14 protein-coding genes are annotated in these 19,035 nt (G+C 29.0%); 2 read left to right on the forward strand and 12 right to left on the reverse strand.

Features of this window, described 5'->3' with window-relative positions; genetic code table 11:
- Positions 1-18: 18 nt before the first annotated feature.
- The 5 genes from BTO18_RS08940 to BTO18_RS08960 form a co-directional block, all read right to left on the reverse strand.
- On the reverse strand, positions 19-2,463 hold the full coding sequence (locus tag BTO18_RS08940; RefSeq protein ID WP_105015889.1) for an ABC transporter permease: 2,445 nt from the start codon (positions 2,461-2,463) through the stop codon (positions 19-21).
- Between the two features lie 185 nt (positions 2,464-2,648).
- Entirely contained in the window at positions 2,649-5,033 is a 2,385-nt protein-coding gene (locus BTO18_RS08945) for an ABC transporter permease (protein ID WP_105015890.1), read from the reverse strand.
- Positions 5,034-5,047: 14 nt separating this feature from the next.
- Positions 5,048-7,444, reverse strand: coding sequence for an ABC transporter permease (locus BTO18_RS08950; protein ID WP_105015891.1), 2,397 nt, complete (start codon positions 7,442-7,444; stop codon positions 5,048-5,050).
- A gap of 194 nt (positions 7,445-7,638) precedes the next feature.
- Positions 7,639-8,316, reverse strand: a complete 678-nt coding sequence (locus BTO18_RS08955) for an ABC transporter ATP-binding protein (RefSeq protein WP_105015892.1) — start codon at positions 8,314-8,316, stop codon at positions 7,639-7,641.
- A 10-nt stretch (positions 8,317-8,326) separates the two neighbouring features.
- Positions 8,327-9,577 (reverse strand): efflux RND transporter periplasmic adaptor subunit, encoded by a 1,251-nt coding sequence (locus tag BTO18_RS08960; protein WP_105017535.1) that lies wholly within the window; start codon positions 9,575-9,577, stop codon positions 8,327-8,329.
- Between the two features lie 297 nt (positions 9,578-9,874).
- On the opposite strand from BTO18_RS08960, the gene BTO18_RS08965 reads away from it, so the two are divergent.
- Positions 9,875-11,221, forward strand: coding sequence for a sigma-54-dependent transcriptional regulator (locus BTO18_RS08965; RefSeq protein ID WP_105015893.1), 1,347 nt, complete (start codon positions 9,875-9,877; stop codon positions 11,219-11,221).
- The gene (locus BTO18_RS08970; RefSeq protein WP_105015894.1) at positions 11,211-12,554 is read left to right on the forward strand and encodes a sensor histidine kinase; all 1,344 of its coding nucleotides are present in this window, start codon (positions 11,211-11,213) and stop codon (positions 12,552-12,554) included. Before BTO18_RS08965 ends, BTO18_RS08970 begins: the two co-directional genes overlap by 11 nt.
- A gap of 141 nt (positions 12,555-12,695) precedes the next feature.
- On the opposite strand, the gene BTO18_RS08975 is transcribed toward BTO18_RS08970, so the two are convergent.
- The 7 genes from BTO18_RS08975 to BTO18_RS09005 form a co-directional block, all read right to left on the reverse strand.
- Positions 12,696-13,166 carry an FKBP-type peptidyl-prolyl cis-trans isomerase gene (locus BTO18_RS08975; RefSeq protein WP_105015895.1) on the reverse strand — a complete coding sequence of 157 codons (471 nt, stop codon included), beginning with the start codon at positions 13,164-13,166 and terminating at the stop codon, positions 12,696-12,698.
- A gap of 30 nt (positions 13,167-13,196) precedes the next feature.
- Positions 13,197-14,810 (reverse strand): amidohydrolase, encoded by a 1,614-nt coding sequence (locus tag BTO18_RS08980; RefSeq protein WP_105015896.1) that lies wholly within the window; start codon positions 14,808-14,810, stop codon positions 13,197-13,199.
- A gap of 11 nt (positions 14,811-14,821) precedes the next feature.
- Positions 14,822-15,184 (reverse strand): DoxX family protein, encoded by a 363-nt coding sequence (locus tag BTO18_RS08985; protein ID WP_105015897.1) that lies wholly within the window; start codon positions 15,182-15,184, stop codon positions 14,822-14,824.
- Positions 15,185-15,188: 4 nt separating this feature from the next.
- The gene (locus BTO18_RS08990) at positions 15,189-16,625 is read right to left on the reverse strand and encodes a M20/M25/M40 family metallo-hydrolase (protein ID WP_105015898.1); all 1,437 of its coding nucleotides are present in this window, start codon (positions 16,623-16,625) and stop codon (positions 15,189-15,191) included.
- Between the two features lie 49 nt (positions 16,626-16,674).
- Positions 16,675-17,184, reverse strand: coding sequence for a penicillin-insensitive murein endopeptidase (locus BTO18_RS18015; RefSeq protein ID WP_226789103.1), 510 nt, complete (start codon positions 17,182-17,184; stop codon positions 16,675-16,677).
- A 289-nt stretch (positions 17,185-17,473) separates the two neighbouring features.
- The gene (locus tag BTO18_RS09000) at positions 17,474-18,190 is read right to left on the reverse strand and encodes a hypothetical protein (RefSeq protein ID WP_105015900.1); all 717 of its coding nucleotides are present in this window, start codon (positions 18,188-18,190) and stop codon (positions 17,474-17,476) included.
- A 76-nt stretch (positions 18,191-18,266) separates the two neighbouring features.
- Positions 18,267-18,983: a hypothetical protein gene (locus BTO18_RS09005; RefSeq protein ID WP_105015901.1), complete on the reverse strand. Its 717-nt coding sequence runs from the start codon at positions 18,981-18,983 to the stop codon at positions 18,267-18,269.
- Positions 18,984-19,035: the final 52 nt, after the last annotated feature.

The following is a 19,035-nucleotide window of genomic DNA, read 5'->3' on the forward strand; positions in this document are numbered from 1 at the left end:
TTTTGGTTGATTGATGATTTATTCTGATCGTAAAGAATTTATAGGATTTACACTTGCTGCTTGTATAGTTTTTATACTGATGACAATGAGAGCGAAAATTATCATTGCAAAGCCACTGACCAAAAACGTCCAGAAACTAATATTGGTTTTAAATGCAAAATTTTGCAACCAATCGTGAATTCCATACCAAGCAATTGGCGCAGCTATTACAAATGCTATCCCAACTAAAATTACAAATTCTTTACATAAAATTGTATTGATTTGTAGTATTGAGGCTCCTAAAACTTTACGCACTCCGATTTCTTTTACACGTCTATTTGTGGTATAAATTACCAAACCAAATAATCCTAAAAAGCTTATTAAAATTGATAATCCTGTTGCCCAATTCAATAATTTGGAAACTTTTTGCTCTCTTTTGTAAAATTTAGCAATAGTTTCATCTAAAAATTCTAGCCTCATATCTGTTCCTGGATATACTTCTTTATAAACTACATCTATTTTTGCAAGACTGCTTTTTAGATTTTCTGATGAATCACTTTTTAAAGAAATATGTGCAGCTTGAAAGTAAGACCACCTTGGTCTGTACCAATCTCCACGTAAAGTCATAGGTTTAATTTTTGATCTTAAAGAACGTTGATGAAAATCGTTCATAACACCAACAATTTGGAGATTTTCTTTTTCATACAGTAACGTTTTACCAATAGCATCTTCTGGAGAGGTAAACTTAAAATATTTTCTTGCTGCTTCATTAATTACCAACTCTCTAACAGTATCATTTCTTTGTACACGTCCAGCCAGTAATTCAATTTCAAATAGATTTAAAAATTTGGTGTCTCCTGCTAATAATTGAATTTCTCCATAAACTTCTTGTTTATCTACCATTCTTCTCATATCTGTAGTATTACTACTTTGAGAAGCTGGTGGTGGACCACCCAAACTAACCTCTTTTATATCTGGAATTGATAATAACTTTTGTGCGTATAATTCAATTTTTTCTAAACTTCTTTCTTCAAGAGGCTTGTAAACTGATACAATTGCGTCTTTTTTAAAGCCCATATCTTTGTTTAATAAAAAATTAATTTGCTTACCCACTAAAAGTGTAGCTATAATAAAAACTTGGGCTATTGTAAATTGAAATACAGTTAAAAATTTTCTTAAACGTACTTTTTTATCTCCTACAGCTAAATGATTTTTTAATACAGAAATAGTATTGAATTTAGATAAAACCATAGCTGGATAAAATCCTGATAAAAAAGTAACTATAACCAATAATAAAACAACTCCTCCTACAATTGTTGGTATTTTGAATAACTCAAAACTTAAACCTGCTGGCACAAAATCTGAAAAAACGTTAATTAACCATTTTGAAAGCAGTAATGACAATGTTGCTGATATTAAAACCAATATAAAAGTTTCACCCAAAAACTGACCAATTAATTGCTTTCTTGAGCTACCTAATGTTTTACGAATACCAATTTCTTTTGCTCTTTGTGCTGCTTGAGCTGTGTTTAAATTGATAAAATTGATACAACCTAATACCAATAAAAAGATGGCAACTAAAATTAAATTATTCAATAAAGATTTACTTGCTCTTCCTCCAGACCAATTGTACAAACCATAATTATCATTAAAATGAATATCATTTAAAGGTTGCAATTTAAAGACTCTCTCTTCTCCATATTTTATATCTTCTTTGGTTTTGTGTTCATCAGCAATTTGTTTTAGGTTACTATTTATTACTGACTTGTCTGCGTTTTCATTTAATTTGACAAATAATTGTGAATTAGAATTGGTATTGTTCCAATTTTTCCCGATGATATTTCCACGTAATCTTGTTTGTAACAGAGTTGGATGAGAAATAAATTCTTGAAAAACTATATCTGTTCTTCCGTTAAAGTTTTGGACAATACCTGTAACCTTTGCATTAATAGAGTCATTGTAAATAAGCGTCTTTCCTAAAATTTCTGATGTTGCAGTATTTGGAAAATATTTGGCTGCGCGTTCTTCTGTTAGAATAACTTCATTAGGATTTTCTAAAGTACTCTTGCTATCACCAGCAATAAATTTATAATCAAAAATTTTAAAGAAGTCTTTATCTGCATACATCACAAACTTTGGTAATTTAAAGTTAAGATTAGCAGCTCTATTTTCAACTTTCAAAGGTCTTTCAACATAAAACTCGCTTATTACATCAAAATTATCATCTTCTTCAATAGCTCCCTTTAAGGCTAAAGTTACTCCAGAGTTGTAGAACTCTCCTTTAGGATATTTAAAATCGGTAACTACTCTATAAATTCGATCTCCATCTTTATGAAAATTATCAAATGTATAATCATAATATACCATTAAACCAATTATGAATGAAGCACTTAAACCAATAGTTAAGCCAATAACATTGATAAATGAAAACACTTTGTGCTTCATAATATTTCGCCAAGCTATTTTTAAATAATTTTTGATCATAATACTTCTATTTTATTTGATAATCTTCTTTGTAATTTTTAATTACTTCTTTTATAGAGAAGATAATGCCAAAGAATTAACTAAATGATTTTCAATATTTTAATCTACTTCAAAAATAAAAAGTGTCCGATTTTAATACAGATTTTGTTCGCATACGAACACTTTTTTTACTCAAATAATTAACTTTATTCAGTTCGTAAACTTTTAATAGGGTTAGAAATTGCTGCTTTTATAGCTTGATAAGCCACCGTTAAAAAAGTGATGCATATTGCTAAAACTCCAGCTATTAAAAACACAGACCAACTAATACTAATTCTGTAAGCAAAATCTTGTAACCAATTGTTCATAAAATACAATGCCAAAGGAAAACTAATGACTAATGACATTAAAATTAACTTTATAAAATCAACAGATAATAAGCTAATAATTCGCATTACACTTGCACCAAATACTTTTCGAATTCCTATTTCTTTGTTACGTTGTTCTGCCATAAATGCTGCCAAAGCAAATAAACCTAAACAAGCAACAAAAATGGCAATAATGGAAAACAACAAACCAACATTTGCGGTAAGCTGTTCTTTTTTGTACAATCTTTCTATATTTTTATCTAAAAAAGTATATTCAAAAGCAGAGTTTGTAGCTACTGATTTAAAAGCAGCTTCAAAATTTGATATTGTTTCTGATAAAATTTCATTTTGAAAACGCACCAATAAAAAGGATTTTGCTTCTGAACGTCGATTATGAAAAGCATACGCACCAATTGGAGAATGAAGCGATTCAAAATTGAAATTATCTACAACACCAGTTATAAAAGCGTTATTACCCAAACTCATATCTACTCTTTTACCAATCGCCTCTTCTGGAGTTAATTCTAAAAAATCTACCACTTTTTTGTTAACCACTACTTCTACCAAAGTGTCTTTTGGATGTTTAATCTTCGGTAGTAATTTTCCTGCTAAAAGATTAAATTGCAAAACATTACCAATATTATATTCAGCTCTATTAGTTTGTATATTTAAACTTTCATTAGAATTAGGTTTACCAATTGTTCTTCCACTAACACCTATTCCTGGATAACCTTGTGACCTTGTAACTGCACTAACATTTGTTAATCTTTCAAAGGCATTAACCAATGCTTTGTTAGCTTCTCCATCACGAATTCCAGAAATAGAAATAGCAATAATATTTTCAGGATTATAACCTAGATCTTTGTTCTTTATAAATTTTAATTGTTGATGAATAATCATCACACTAATAATTAAAACGATCGAAGCAGAAAACTGAACAACCACCAAACCTTTTCTAATATAGCTGGTAACTCCTGCTTTACCTCTAGTTGGTTTCAGCACTTCTTTTGGAGAAAATTTAGATAAATACAATGCTGGGTATGAACCAGAAATTAAAGTTGTAACAAACCATATCAACATTAAAAAACCTAGAATTTCAAAAGTAAAAAGAGCGCTGATATTAATATTTTTTTGAGCAATATTGTTAAATATTGGGAGTACAACTGTAACTAAAACCACTCCTAAAAGCATTGCAATTGCCGTAATTAAGCCAGTTTCTATATAAAACCTTTTAATTAAGTTACCTTTTGAAGCTCCCAAAGTTTTATTCACACCAACATCCATTGCTCTTTTTTGAGAACGAGCAGTAATTAAATTTGTATAATTGATACAAGCTATAATTAAAATTAGTATTGCTAAAGCTGATAAATTTTGGATTTGTTTTACATCACCAATATCAGTCAAATAACTATCTGAAATTGAAGCTGAATACAAATGAATATCTTCTAATGCTTGCAATGAAAAGTTATACCATTGGTCTTCTTTTTTTACATTGGCATCTACAATATTTTGAATTAAAGATTCTACGTTAGCAACATTAGGAGTATTAGAATTAAAAAGTACAAAAGTTTCAAAACTGGCATTATCCCAAGTAGGATTTTTAGCTGCATTCTGCATCATAAATGGTGTAACCACATTAAAATCTAAAGAACTATTCTCTGGAAAATCTTTAAAAACACCTTTTACTTCAAATCGGTTTCTATTGTCAACAATTAATGTTTGTCCTATTGGGTTTTCATTACCAAAATATAATGAAGCTGCGCTTTCAGAAAGTAAAACTGTGTTGGGATTGTTTAGGTTTTCTCCTCCTGTTCCTTTGACAATTTCTATATCGAACATTTCAAAAATTGAAGCATCACACCAAAATAATTTTTCTTCCGCAAAAACACCTTTTTTAACTCTTACAAAAGCGGTTTCACCAAAATTGTTTTTTAGAATTCTACCCGCTTTTGATATTTCAGGAATTTTAGATTTTAATTCAGGTGCAATAATCGAAGGTGAATTTGCCCAAGTTTCTTTGTCTTCATCAGTAGTATTTAGTAAAACTCTGTATATTTTATTTTTATTGGCATACATTTTATCATAACTATGCTCTTGCATAATAAATAGAAATAAAACTAAAGCAGTAGTCAACCCAACTGATAAACCCAAAATGTTTATTATTGAGAATAAACGATTGGTTTTTAAACTTCTCCACGCTATTTTTAAATAATTCTTAAACATAGTTTTGATTTTTTTTATTCGGTTCTTAAAGCATCAACAGGATTTGAAATGGCAGATTTTATAGCTTGATAACTAACCGTTAACAATGTAATTCCTAAAATGATGAATGTTACTAAAGCAAACATCCAGAAATTGATTTCTATTCGATAACTATAATCTAACAACCACTTAGAAGAAAAATAATAACCAATTGGCAATGCTATCAGTAAAGAAATTACAACTAAAATGATAAACTGTTTGGATAATAATTCCCAAATCGTATAAATAGTAGCTCCTAAAACTTTACGAATACCGATTTCTTTTTTGCGTTGTAGAGCAGTATAAGTTGATAAACCTAAAATACCTAAACAACTTATAAATATGGCTACTAAAGAAAACCAACTAACTAAAGATGCTACTCTACTTGTAGAATTAAATTTGCGTTCGAATTCATCATCCATAAAACTATAGGTGAATATATTTTTTGGATCATATTTTTGAAAAGTTGCTTTTAAATCATCAATAGCACCTTCTATTGCATTTGGATTATCAGCAGCAATTTTGACATTTACATAACTTAAAAAATCACCCTTGTGTAAAATAAATAATGATGGTGTAATTTCATCAAAAGGAGAGCGAGTAACCATATCTTTTACAACACCAATTACTTTGTAGTTTCCATTGTTTCCCCATCTAATATATTCTCCTACAGGATTTTCTAAACCTGTATATTTTACAGCAGTTTCATTCATTAAAAAAGCCAACGTATCACTTGGAAATTTTTTAGAAAAATCTCTTCCCTGTAAAACTTTCCAATTAATCATTTTTCCAAATCCTTCAGTGGCTCTAATTGTCCAAAATTCTGCATTCAATTTTGGATCTTTTCCTTTCCATTCAAAACTACCTCCATTTGTGGTATATGCTGCTGTAATTTTAACATCAGAGGCAGTTACTTCGCTTATATTATTTGAGGCTAATAATTCGTTTTTAATCACATCAAAACTGTTGCGAACTTTACTGGTATTAATAGGCACACTTACTAATAGTTCTTTATCAAAACCTAATGGTCTATCTTTTGCGTGATTTATTTGCGTGATAACAGTTAACGTTCCAATGATTAAAATACTTGAAATAGCAAACTGTACTACAATTAAACTTTTTCTGATTCTAACTTCATTTTTAGAACCGCTTACCAAACCTTTCAAAACTTTTACAGGCTTAAAAGCTGATAAATATATAGATGGATAAAAACTACTTAAAACTGCAGTAATTAAAATTAAGACACCACAAATCATCCAAAAAGAAGAAGATGAAAAAGGCATCTCCATTTCTTTTAAGGTTAATAAATTAAATTTTGGCAACAATAAATAAGTCAATAAAAGAGCTAAAGCAAAAGAGAAAATGATAATGATAAATGATTCAGAAAAAAATTGATAAATTAATTGCAATCTAGAAGAACCTAATGTTTTTCTAACACCAACTTCTTTTCCTCTTTTTAGTGCATAAGCTGTGCTTAAATTCATAAAGTTGATACAAGCTAATAGCAAAATAAAAATTCCTATTACGCCAAAAATTTTAACATAAGAAATTCTACCACCAACATTTACACCATTTTCAAATTCTGAATATAAATGCCATTTTGAGATGGGTTGCAAAAAAAGTTGATAATCTCTATTTGGATTTTTATTAATATAATTTTCATTAAATACATTTTTAATCAGATTGGATGTTGATGCCAAATTACTTTCATCACTTAACTGTGTAAAAACTTGAAACCAATAATTACCCCAACCTAATCTTTTATCATAACCTGCGTTCTTTTTAAGGAGTTCCCAAGGTGCAATAAAATTTAATCCTTCAAAAGATGAATTATTAGGCAAATCTTTATAAACGCCTGTAACTTTAACATCTAAACCGCTATTAATTTTAAGGCTTTTACCTATGGCATCTTCAATACCAAAAATATCTTTTGCAGCACTTTCAGAAATTAAAATTGATGAAATATCTTCTAAAGATTTACGATTACCAGCAACCATTTTTAAGTCTAATAAATGTGCTAAATCTGGTTCTGAAAATCTTCCTTTTACCTTTTGCATATCACCATTATAACTTATAGTAAAATTTTGACTTCTAGTACTAGTAGCTATATATTTGAGATGATTACCAAAATTTTTTCTCAAGACTGGTGCCAATTGCATTGGTTGGCCTGTGTAAGTTCTTATATCATCATTTGCTCTGTATTGAGTTTGCATTACAGAAGCAATTTTGTTATAATTTGTTAATGATTTATTGAAATTTAATTCACTTTGTACCCATAATGTTATTAATAAAACTGCTGTTAATCCAATAACTAAACCACCCGCATTTAACGCAAAAAAACCTTTATTTTTTGTGATATTTCGTAAACCTATTTTAAAATGTCTGTTTATCATTTTTAATTGTTTTTAAGTTAGTTTTTAACAACGGTTGGTTTTGTGTTTTTAGTTTCTTGCTACTTAAAAGGTTAATCAGAATATCATTTCGACTGAAATGGAGAAATCTTAATAAGAGATTTCTCAACTTCACTTCGTTTCGTTCGAAATGACAAAAGTTCTCACTTATTATAAATAATCACCTACTTTATAAACTACACCAAAATATTTTCAGTCACTTTTTGGCCATCTAACATTCGTATAATTCTATGGCTGTATTTTGCATCATGTTCACTGTGTGTAACCATTATAATAGTGGTCCCAGCTTCATTTAAATCGATTAATAAATCCATTACTTCATTACCGTTAACACTATCAAGGTTTCCTGTTGGCTCATCTGCTAAAATTAATTTTGGATTATTCACAACTGCTCTTGCCACTGCAACTCTTTGTTGCTGACCACCAGATAATTGTTGTGGAAAGTGGTTTCTTCTATGCATAATTTGCATTTTTTCTAACACTTCTTCTACACGTTTTTTACGTTCTGCTGGTTTTACACCTGTATAAATTAATGGTAATTCTACATTTTCAAAAACCGTTAATTCATCAATTAAATTAAAACTTTGAAAAACAAAACCTACATTGTGTTTTCTTAATTGTGCACGTTTTCTTTCATTGTAACCTGCTACTTCTTCTCCATTGAATTTGAAGCTCCCTCCATCAGGATCATCCAAAAGTCCCAAAATGTTTAACAAGGTTGATTTTCCACATCCAGAAGGTCCCATAATTGCAACAAACTCTCCTTCTTTTACTTCAAAAGACAACTTATTTAAAGCAATCGTTTGTACTTCTTCAGTTTTATAATACTTCTCTAATTCTTTAATCTGTATCATTCTATTCTATTTATTCTATGATTAATTGTTCTATTTCGTTGAAGGAATCGTAGCTTGATGTGATGACTTTATCACCCACTTTTAAACCACTAATTACTTCGTAATATTTTGTATTCTGACTACCCAATTGTATATCTACTTTGAAAGCAGATTGTCCATCTTCACTTAATTTAAAAATCCAATTACCTCCAGTTTTTAAGAAAAAACCTCCTTTTGGAACTAATAGTGCTTGCTTCTCTGCACTCAAAGCCACTTGAATTTGTAAATTTTGACCTCTTCTAATTCCTTTTGGAACTTCATTTTCAAAAACCATATCCACCTGAAAACGTCCATTGGTAACTTGCGTAAATATTTTTTTAATCACTAACGTGTATTGTTTCCCATTTAAAGAAAAAGTTCCTTTTTGACCCGTATAAATTCTTGAAATATAATGTTCATCTATATCAACTCTTACCTTAAAACCAGTAATTACATCAATCTGCCCTAAACGTTCTCCTTTATTTTTTGACTGGCCAATTTCGGCATCTAAAGAGGTCAATTGTCCATCAATAGGTGCTCTTACCACTAAATCTTCAACTTTTTTACGCATCAACTTTAACGCACTTTGTGTTCTAATGTATGAGTTTTTGGCTTGTTGAATTTCCTGCTTGTTAGAAATTGAGTCTTGTTGCAAAACTTCTTTGGTCAACTTCATTCGTTGTTTTTGATAGTTGTAGTTGTTTACAGAAGATTCATATTCTTGTCTTCCAATTGCACCTTTTTCATATAATTTGGTATTCAAATCATACAAGCGTTTTGCTTCTATTAAATTATTTTCAACATCTGTAAATTGATTCAATCTATTGATAGTATTCTGTCTTGCAGCGTTTTGAGAAATCTGCATTTGCGTTAATAAATTATATACAGAAGTTTCTTGGTTGATTAAACTCAACTCCAAATCTGTATTTGATAATCGTAAAATAGGTTCACCTTTTTTCATAATGGCTCCATCTTCTACAAATTTTTCTTCTACTCTTCCACCTTCAATGGCATCCAAATAAATAGTTGTTATGGGTAAAACAATTCCACTTACAGGAATATTTTCTTGAAAAACACCATTGGTAATTGTACTTATAGAAATTCGTTCTTTACTTACGGCTAATTTTGCACCTCCAGAAGTAGCGTAAATCACATATATAATTAAGAATAAAAGGAGAGCAATTCCTGCAAAAGTGATAATTTTTGATTTCGAAAACTTCTTTTTTTCAATCTGTATATCCATTGTTATGGTTTTAATTCTCTTTATATTTAGTAAAGATGATGCCAAAACCATTAAATACTGATTAACAGATTTTTAACTATTTTTTTAGAAATTAAAAGTGTTCGGTTTTGATACACTTTCTGTTCGTTTTTAGCACAGAATTAAACAAGCACTTTTATTTGAAACGGATTTCACAGATTTTCACGGATAAAAAAACAAAAATCTCTGGATTTTTCAAAATCAGTGTAATCAGTTAAATTCGTGTCTTTTTTTTTCTTGTCTTTTATATTTGAAAGATATTATCGTAATATTGTAATTATGGTTTTGAAAAAAGCAAAAATTCTGGTAATTGATGACGATGTTGATGTTTTAACAGCAATTCGTTTGTTGCTAAAACCGCTTGTGAATGAGATTGTTGTTGAGAAAAATCCGAATAACATCAATTTTCAAATTGAGAGTAAAAAGTTCGATTTGATTATTTTAGATATGAACTTTAATGGATTAGTCAATACTGGAAATGAAGGTATTTTCTGGCTGAATAAAATAAAACAATTCAACCCAAATATTGCAGTAGTTTTAATGACAGCTTACGCAGATATTGATCTGGCTGTTAGAGGTTTAAAAGAAGGTGCATCAGACTTTTTAATTAAACCTTGGAAAAATGAAAAAATCATCAATACTTTAACTTCCATTTTAAAATCAGAAAAATCCAAAGAAAGTGTAAAAAGTACTTTCTCACCAAAACAGTTTTCAATTATTGGTGAAAGTGATGCAATGCAAGATGTGTTTTTAAAACTTAATAAAGTTGCACCAACTGACGCAAATGTTTTAATTTTAGGTGAAAATGGAACAGGAAAAGATTTAATTGCAAGAGCTTTACACGAAAATTCTAACAGAAAACACAAACCATTTGTAAAAGTTGATGTGGGTTCTTTAACCTCCACACTATTTGAAAGTGAATTATTTGGCTACAAAAAAGGAGCTTTTACTGGTGCAAATGAAGACAGAAAAGGACGTTTTGAAACCGCAAATGGCGGAACACTTTTTTTAGATGAAATTGGCAATATTTCTTTAGGGCAGCAAGTTCGCTTATTAACGGTTTTACAAAACAGACAAGTAACACCTTTGGGATCAAACAAACCCATTGATGTTGATATTCGTTTGATTTGTGCCACGAATGAAAATCCAAGTGTTTTAGCTGATGAAAAAAAGTTTAGAAAAGACTTAATTTACAGAATAAATACTGTTGATATAACTGTGCCACCTTTAAGAGATAGAAATACTGACATCACTTTATTGACCAAACATTTCATACAAGTTTATGAGGACAAATACAATAAAGGTCCTTTTGAAATGGGTGCTGACTTCTTGAAAAAACTAAAAAAACACGATTTCCCTGGGAATGTTAGGGAATTACAATATGTTTTAGAAAGAGCAATTATTATGGCTGATGGCAACCAATTAAATTCTGAAGATTTGGTGTTTTCATCTATAGAAAGATCCACTCAAAAAACCACACCACAAACTCTAAATTTAGATGATTTAGAGAAAAATGCCATTTTAACTGTTTTAGAAAAACACAAAGGCAACATATCAAAATCTGCAAAAGAATTAGGGATTACAAGAGCAGCATTGTACAGAAGATTAGAGAAATATGAACTATAAAGGATACATATTTAAACTTTTCTTCAGATTTTTCATTTTTGTTGTACTTACTTTAGGATTGGTTTACACAATTATTGAAGAAAAAACCACTTATATTGTTTTATGTAGTACCGCTATTTTATTTAGTTTAATAAACATGTACACATTCATAAAAAGGCGTTTTGCAGTAATGGAAGACTTTTTTGAGGCTGTAAAATATCGTGATTTTTCGCGTTGGTTTCCAGAAGATAGAGGTCCAAAAGACATTCGTTTTTTATACACTGGTTTTAATGAAGTGAATAGAACCATACAAGAAATCAACAAGAAAAATGAAGCGCAATATATTTACTTACAGAAGATTTTAGAAATGGTAGATATAGGAATTATCGCCTATAATTTAGAATCTGGAGACGTACTTTGGATGAACAATTCTTTTAAAGAAATTATTGATTTTCCTTCTTTTAAAAATATCAGATTTGTAGAAAAGCGAAAACAAGAATTGTACAATACCATTTTTGAAACCTTTAATAGAGAACCCAATTCTATTTCTATTGCCTTACAAAACGAACGTATTAAAATTTTAATTTCTGATACTATTTTTAGTATTGATGATGATTCCTTCAAACTCATTGTGCTTCAAAATATTGACAATACTTTAAACAAAAACGAATCTGAAGCTTGGAAAAAATTATTAAGTGTAATGACACACGAAATTATGAATTCTATTGCACCAATATCTTCTTTAGCCGACACTTTACAAAGAACTATTGCACTCAATTTATCTGAACCTGAAACTTATAAAATAGAACCTGAAGATTTAAACGATGGTTTAAAAACTATAAAAAATAGAAGTCAAGGTTTATTGAAATTTGCAAAAACCTATAGAAGTTTAAGTAAAGTAACACATCTAAATCTAAAAAAAGTAAATATTGAAGATCTTTTCAAAAACATAGAATTGCTAATGTCTCCTTCAATAAAATCTAAAAATATTGAGATTGAATTTTCTGTAGTTTCCAAAAGATTATCTCTAGATATTGATGTGCATTTGATTGAGCAAGTACTCATCAATTTGATTTTAAATGCGAAAGATGCTTGTATAAATGTTGAAAACCCTAAAATTATAGTTCAGGCATCTCAAAATCAAAATAGAAATACTGTAATTAAAGTTTTTGATAATGGTGCTGGAATTCCGAAAGAAATTATGGAAAACATTTTTGTACCATTCTTCACGAGTAAATCTACAGGAAGTGGAATTGGTTTAAGCCTTTGTAAACAAATAATGTTACTACATAAAGGTAGAATACTTGTAAACAGTAAAGAAGGTGAAGGGACAGTTTTTAGTTTGGTGTTTTAATTTATTTCTTAAAAAAAGTTAAAGTTTTATAATTATGTAATAAATCTAAATTATATACGTCTTAACTTATAGATAAGAGAAATCTTATCTTTCTTTTTCATAGCAATTTTCCCACTTCTCATTGAGGAGTGGGTTTTTATTTTAATTGATACTTATTAATTTTACATCAAAAATTAAAACTTTACCTGCAAAAGAGTTGTGAGGGAATAGCTCAATTGGATAAGCAAGTTTGGATGGTATTATCATAGTGATTTCTCCTCCCTCTTTTAAATAAGTAACACCTTCAGAAAAACCTTTAATTAAAATATTTAAATCAAAATCTATACCTTCAGTTGGACTCTCATCAAAAACACTTCCATTAGTTAAATACCCTTTATAATACGTTTTAACATTTGAGGTTGCTTGAGGAAAATCTCCAGTTCCTTCATTTTTAATAATATAATATAAACCTGAATCACTTTTGGTTGGATCTAAATTATTCTTTTTAATATAATCTTGTATCTCTATTTCATTTAAAGCATCATAATTAATAGGATCTTCTGGAATACTATTTTCTTGAGAACAAGAAGAAAAACAAAGTATAGTAATAATTGTGTATAAATATTTCTTCATGTTTTATTTTTTGTAAATATATTTTTTTATTTAAAATACTTTTTCACCATTCAAATAAGTGGCAACTGCTTCTGTTTTTGGTATTTTACTTCCTTCAACTTTCATAATATCTTGATTTAGAATTACAAAATCAGCAAATTTACCAACTTCAATAGAACCTTTTTCATGTTCTTCAAAATTAGAATAGGCTGCCCAAATTGTCATTCCCTTTAGAGTTTCTTCTCTTGTAAGTGAGTTCTCCATTTGAAAACCATTTTTTGGATAGTTATCCAAATCTTTTCTAACAACTGCAGCATAAAAGGTGAGAAAAGGATTTACTTTTTCTACAGGGAAATCAGTTCCTAATGCAATTTTTCCATATTGTTTTAATAAATCTTTAAATGCATAAGCACCTTTAATTCTTTCTGCACCAACTCTATCTTCTGCCCAATACATATCTGAAGTAGCATGTGTGGGTTGTACAGAAGGCAAAATATTGTCGAAATTTTTAAAATCTTCTGATGATATAATTTGAGCATGCTCAATTCTCCATCTTCTATTCGTTTTGTTTTTCAAAACTTCTTTGTAAGTTTTTGTGAGCCAAGTGTTTGCAGAATCTCCAATAGCGTGTGTATTCATTTGATATTCTGATGCAGCTATTTGTTTTGCAATCTCTTGGTATCTTTTTGGACTATAAATCAATGCTCCAAAATGATTATCTCTATCTGAATATGGCTTACGCATTGCAGCACCTCTAGAGCCTAGAGCTCCATCCCCATAAACTTTAAAAGAGCGTACATTTAACCTTTCTGTTTTTATAATTCCTTTGTTAATATAATAATCTATTTGCGCTTGTTTATCTCCAGAAACCATTGCATAAACTCTCATTTTTAAATCGTTTGTTTGGTGTAAACTATCTATTAATTCGATTGTTTTTTGATTTAAACCAGCATCATCAACAGTTGTTAATCCATAAGAAAAACTAATTTTTTGAGCGTCTAATAAGCCTTGAATTGCCTCTTGTTTAGAAGTTGATGGAAATTTGATAAAATCCATAGCATTATCAATTAAAACTCCAGTAAGCTTTCCTTTTTTTGTGATAAACTCTCCCCCTTCAACTTTAATTGGTTTTGTAATTTCTGAATAATCTAAAGCTGCTTGATTTACCAAAAGTGCATGCCCATCTACCCTAGTAATAGCAACTGGTATATTTGGAAAAAGAGCATCTAACTTTTCTTTGGTTGGGAATTCTTTTATATCCCAATCATTTTGATCCCAACCTCTTCCTGTAATAAAAGCTACATTTTTTTCTTTCTGAAAAGCTACTAGTTTTTGCAATACTTCTTCATAACTTTTTGTACCAGAAACATCTACTTTTTGTTGCTGTAAACCCATTCTATAAAAATGACAATGTGCATCTATTAACCCTGGAACAATTGTTTGTTTGTTTGCATCAACTGTATTTTCTGATTGATACTTTTTTTCAATTTCTTTTGATGAACCAATAGCAACAAACTTTCCGTCTTTTATAGCAAAAGCTTCAGCTTTATCAAAAGAATTATTTACAGTGTAAGTATTTGAATTTATAACGATTAAATCTACATTTTCTTTCTGACAAGAAATGGTAAGAAAAGTGAAAATAAATAGTGAAAATAAGTATTTCATGAAACTAAATTTTAAGAATTGATGTAAATTAAATATGCACCATACATCAATATAAATTGAAAAGGTATGCGAATGTATGCTAGCTTTTTTGAACCAATAGCTGGTTTTTCTTTAGTGGCATCCCATATGTGAATAAAAAGTAAGCCTGACAATAATAGTATAATACCTGCTGAAGCTTCTTTACAAATTGTATCAATAAAAAGACCAAATCCTAAAGCAAATTCAATGACACCAATTATATAATTGACAGTTAACTTTGGAAAAGCTTTTGGGATAAAATTATTAAAGAATTTTGGTTTTATAAAATGCATAATTCCTGCAAAGCAAAAAAAACCTCCAAAAATTACTTTAAGAATAAAAACTATAACCTCCATAAAATTATGGCTTTACAGTTTCATTTTGATATAAATACTTATCCATTAAATATACAATACTGGCCATAGATGCAGAACCTAATTCTAGTTCACGTTTGTTAACTTTATCAAACGTATCTCTACTTGTATGATGATAATCAAAATAACGTTGAGAATCTGGTCTATAACCTACTAAAGTTACATTTTCTCCTTTTAAAGGGTTAATGTCTGCACCAGATCCACCTTTATCTAAATCATGTAAGCCATAAGGAGCAAGTAGTTTTTTCCAGCTCTGTAAAAGTGCTGTATTCATATCATTTGCATCAATAGAAAAACCTCTTGGAGTATGTCCTCCTGCATCAGATTCTAACCCTCCAATATGATTTTCTTTGTTCAATTTGGCTAGTTCTGCATATTTTTTTGCGCCTCTTGTTCCATTTTCTTCATTCATAAAAAATACAACTCTTATGGTGTTTTTTGGTTTGATGTTATTCTTTTTAAACAAATATGCTACTTCTAAAGATTGTACAACACCTGTTCCATCATCATGTGCACCTTCTCCTAAATCCCAAGAATCTAAATGACCACCAACAACAAAAATATTTTCAGGAGTTTCACTTCCTTTTATTTCTCCAACAACATTAAAAGATGGAGCATCAGGTAAGGTTTTGCAACTTTGTTTAAAATAAAACTTCAAGTTTGGATTTTTCTTTAAATCATCACTTAAAATATTAGCTGCTTTACTGCTTATTGCAGCACCAGGAATGTATTTTTCTTTTGGCAAATCTTCTCCATAAATCATAGTGCCAGTATGTGGATAATCATCAATAGAGTTGGTCATAGAACGTACAATAACACCTTTTGCTCCAAATTCACTACAAACTGCTGCACCTCTTACACGCTGATCTACACAGCCTCCATAAGCACTAAAAGTATTGATTAAAGTATCATCAAAAGGGCGATTAAAAAATACAATCTTACCTTTCATTTTATCTCCTAATGCTTTGGCTTCGTCAAGACTTTTTACTTCAATTACTTCAGCTAAAACTCCGGTTTTTGGAGTAGCTATAGAAAATCCTAAAGCACAGATAGGAACATTTTTTTGAACTCCATTTGTTGTATAGGTAGCGATTTCTTTCTCTCCTCTAACCCAATGTGGAACCATAACAGGTTGTAACCAAACAGAATCTAAACCTACTTCTTTCATTAATTTTTCTCCCCATTCAACAGCTAATTGTGCTTCTGGAGAACCAGATAATCTCCCACCAATATTTTGAGTTAAACCTTTTAACCATTCATACGATTTCCCCTCTGTTAATACTGAATTAAAAAGTGTTTTAATTTTTGTAGAATCAATTTTTTCTTCAGGCGATAATTGATTTGAATTTATTACTTTTTCTTGTTTTTGCTGACAAGAAAAAAATACAAATAATACAAAAGCTATTAATGGTAGATTTTTCATTTGGTAGTATATTTTTAAAAATATAAAACTACAAAAATGAAATGAGAATTTATTTAATTTGAAAATGAATATGATCATCGTGCCTTACAGCTTGGCAACCATGAAATCTTATTTTGCTAGAATTAAGATTTAACCTAGCTTTTATATGAGGTTCAATAAAAATTTTACTCACTTTTTTATTTGATGCAATAAGCTTAATTAACTTTTTTGTTGCTTGTTTTGAGAATTCGATCTCATTATTTATAGCACCAAATGTTACATACTTTGTAAAATCATATTGCCAGTATTTTTTTTCTTTACAATTTTCTGTTTGATTTACTTCATTCTCTTTTGGCTTAACAAAAACTCCATAACCACTTCTAGATGGTTTTAAATTGGTGGGTTTATTATCTTTTTTATAAATAAAAGAAACATCTATCTTCTTACCATCATTATGACTTAAATGAGGTAGCAAAGGAAAACCATCAAAAAAAGGAAAATTTGCATCCAGATAAATGAGTTTTATACTTGAAGATTCTTTACCTAATTGTACTGAAATATCTGTTAATACGTCATACATTTCTAGAGTTACATAATTTCTGTTACAAAGTTTTGTGATAAAGTTATGGGCTTCAATTTTATTGTTGTCACTAATTTTTATTCTTCCAAAAAATGGTGTAATTTTTGGTATCAGAATAAAAGTAAAAAAGAGATATGACCCAACAAAAGTTATTATTCTCTTAAGTTTATGGTTCTTTATTTTATTCGAAATTATTAAAAAACTGGCTATATAAAGTATTCCTCCAATTTGTGTAACGATTGTAAGGAAGACAAAAAACACAATGTGGAAAATTATTTTACCTATAATTTTAAACCTCATTCAATTTTGTCTTTGCTATGTTAAAAATAGATTTATGAGTTCTGGTTTTATTGGTAAGTGAATTGATTTCATCAATTATCTCTTGCAAAATTTCTTTTGCTTCTTCCTTCTTATCTTGTCTTACCAAAAAATCTGCCAATTCAATTCTTTCTTCATAATTAGAAAAACGTTTGTCTATTTTTCGTAGATAAAATTCTGCTTCTTTATTATTATTTTCTTGTTCTAATGCCAATCCATAATAAAAGTTAGTCGTATTAAACTCTTTATCTAAATCTATTTTAGAAGCATATTCTATTACCTTCTTGTAGTTTTTTTGTTGGTAATAGCAAAAGATTAATTTATTGATTGTATGAGGGTCATCTTTAAAATTTTTAGAGAGTAATGCTTTTTCATAATACTGAATTGCTGTATTAAAATTGTTAATCTCTTTGTAAGCATCAGCTAAATTTATTGTATTCTGAAACGTATTTGAAAACTCTAAAACTCGCTCTAAATCTTTAATCTTTTTTGTAGGATTAATTATGGTAGTAATTTCATCAGAAATAGATTCAACATCTCTTTTGTTTACAACTTGGGTAAATAAGTAAACTAAACATCCTAAAAGTGGAATAAAAAAAATAATAAAGTACCAAAAGTAGTTTTTACCATTTTTGTAGGCGTGATAAATGCAGTAAAACTGAAAAGCAATAATAAGGTAATAATACATGTAGTAAATATAAAAAAGTGATTTATATTTTGTCTAGTTAATGTACGTAAATATTGATAAGAAAAGGAAATTCTATTTAGATAGTAGTAAGTATCTTTTTGGCTTCTAAATATAAAAATTTATAATTCTTTTTATTAGCTTCTATCATATTGTCAATCTCAAAAATATATTCTTCTAAAACTGTTTTTGCTTCAGTTTTTTTATCAACTCTAATTAAAAATTTGATAAACTCAAGTCTTTCAGCATAGTTAGTATATCGCTTATTGGTTTTTCTAAAATAGGTTTCTGCAGTATCTAAATCGTCGCATTTTTCTAGTGATATTGCATAGATACAAAGAGAATCTTTAAAGTTATTTTCTAGATCAATTCTTGCCCCATATTCTACTACTTTTTTGTAATCTCTAATCTCAAAACTACACTCAAGAACTTTATTTATTGTAGATTCATTATTGTCAGATTTATTATTTAATGCTTGCTCATAATAGTAAATGGCATTTTCAAAATCTTTCTTTTCTTTAAATGCATCTGCTAAATTTACTTTATTTTGAAATGTATTGGAAGCTTTTAACCTCTTTTGAGAATCTTTTATTTTTTTTCTTGGATTTATTAATGCAGTGATACTATCTACAAAACTTCTTATTTTTCGTCTATTTAGTATATGACGTAAAAAATACATTACTGCTCCTACAACAGGTATAAAAAAAATCAACACATACCAGTAATGTTCATTTCTATTTCTGTAGACATGAAATATACAATATGCTTGAAAAGCTATTATAACGTAATAAATCATAGGCCGTAAATATAAAAAAAACGGCTATTACTCTATAATTTTTTTAGATTAT

It is taken from the genome of Polaribacter porphyrae, from assembly GCF_002954685.1.
Classification (GTDB): Bacteria; Bacteroidota; Bacteroidia; order Flavobacteriales; family Flavobacteriaceae; genus Polaribacter; species Polaribacter porphyrae.

Coding starts and splice junctions, on each gene's coding strand:
- BTO18_RS08940 (WP_105015889.1), bottom strand. CDS start 2,463: ATGATCAAAAATTATTTAAAAATAGCTTGGCGAAATATTATGAAGCAC.
- BTO18_RS08945 (WP_105015890.1), bottom strand. CDS start 5,033: ATGTTTAAGAATTATTTAAAAATAGCGTGGAGAAGTTTAAAAACCAAT.
- BTO18_RS08950 (WP_105015891.1), bottom strand. CDS start 7,444: ATGATAAACAGACATTTTAAAATAGGTTTACGAAATATCACAAAAAAT.
- BTO18_RS08955 (WP_105015892.1), bottom strand. CDS start 8,316: ATGATACAGATTAAAGAATTAGAGAAGTATTATAAAACTGAAGAAGTA.
- BTO18_RS08960 (WP_105017535.1), bottom strand. CDS start 9,577: ATGGATATACAGATTGAAAAAAAGAAGTTTTCGAAATCAAAAATTATC.
- BTO18_RS08965 (WP_105015893.1), top strand. CDS start 9,875: ATGGTTTTGAAAAAAGCAAAAATTCTGGTAATTGATGACGATGTTGAT.
- BTO18_RS08970 (WP_105015894.1), top strand. CDS start 11,211: ATGAACTATAAAGGATACATATTTAAACTTTTCTTCAGATTTTTCATT.
- BTO18_RS08975 (WP_105015895.1), bottom strand. CDS start 13,166: ATGAAGAAATATTTATACACAATTATTACTATACTTTGTTTTTCTTCT.
- BTO18_RS08980 (WP_105015896.1), bottom strand. CDS start 14,810: ATGAAATACTTATTTTCACTATTTATTTTCACTTTTCTTACCATTTCT.
- BTO18_RS08985 (WP_105015897.1), bottom strand. CDS start 15,184: ATGGAGGTTATAGTTTTTATTCTTAAAGTAATTTTTGGAGGTTTTTTT.
- BTO18_RS08990 (WP_105015898.1), bottom strand. CDS start 16,625: ATGAAAAATCTACCATTAATAGCTTTTGTATTATTTGTATTTTTTTCT.
- BTO18_RS18015 (WP_226789103.1), bottom strand. CDS start 17,184: ATGTATGACGTATTAACAGATATTTCAGTACAATTAGGTAAAGAATCT.
- BTO18_RS09000 (WP_105015900.1), bottom strand. CDS start 18,190: ATGTATTATTACCTTATTATTGCTTTTCAGTTTTACTGCATTTATCAC.
- BTO18_RS09005 (WP_105015901.1), bottom strand. CDS start 18,983: ATGATTTATTACGTTATAATAGCTTTTCAAGCATATTGTATATTTCAT.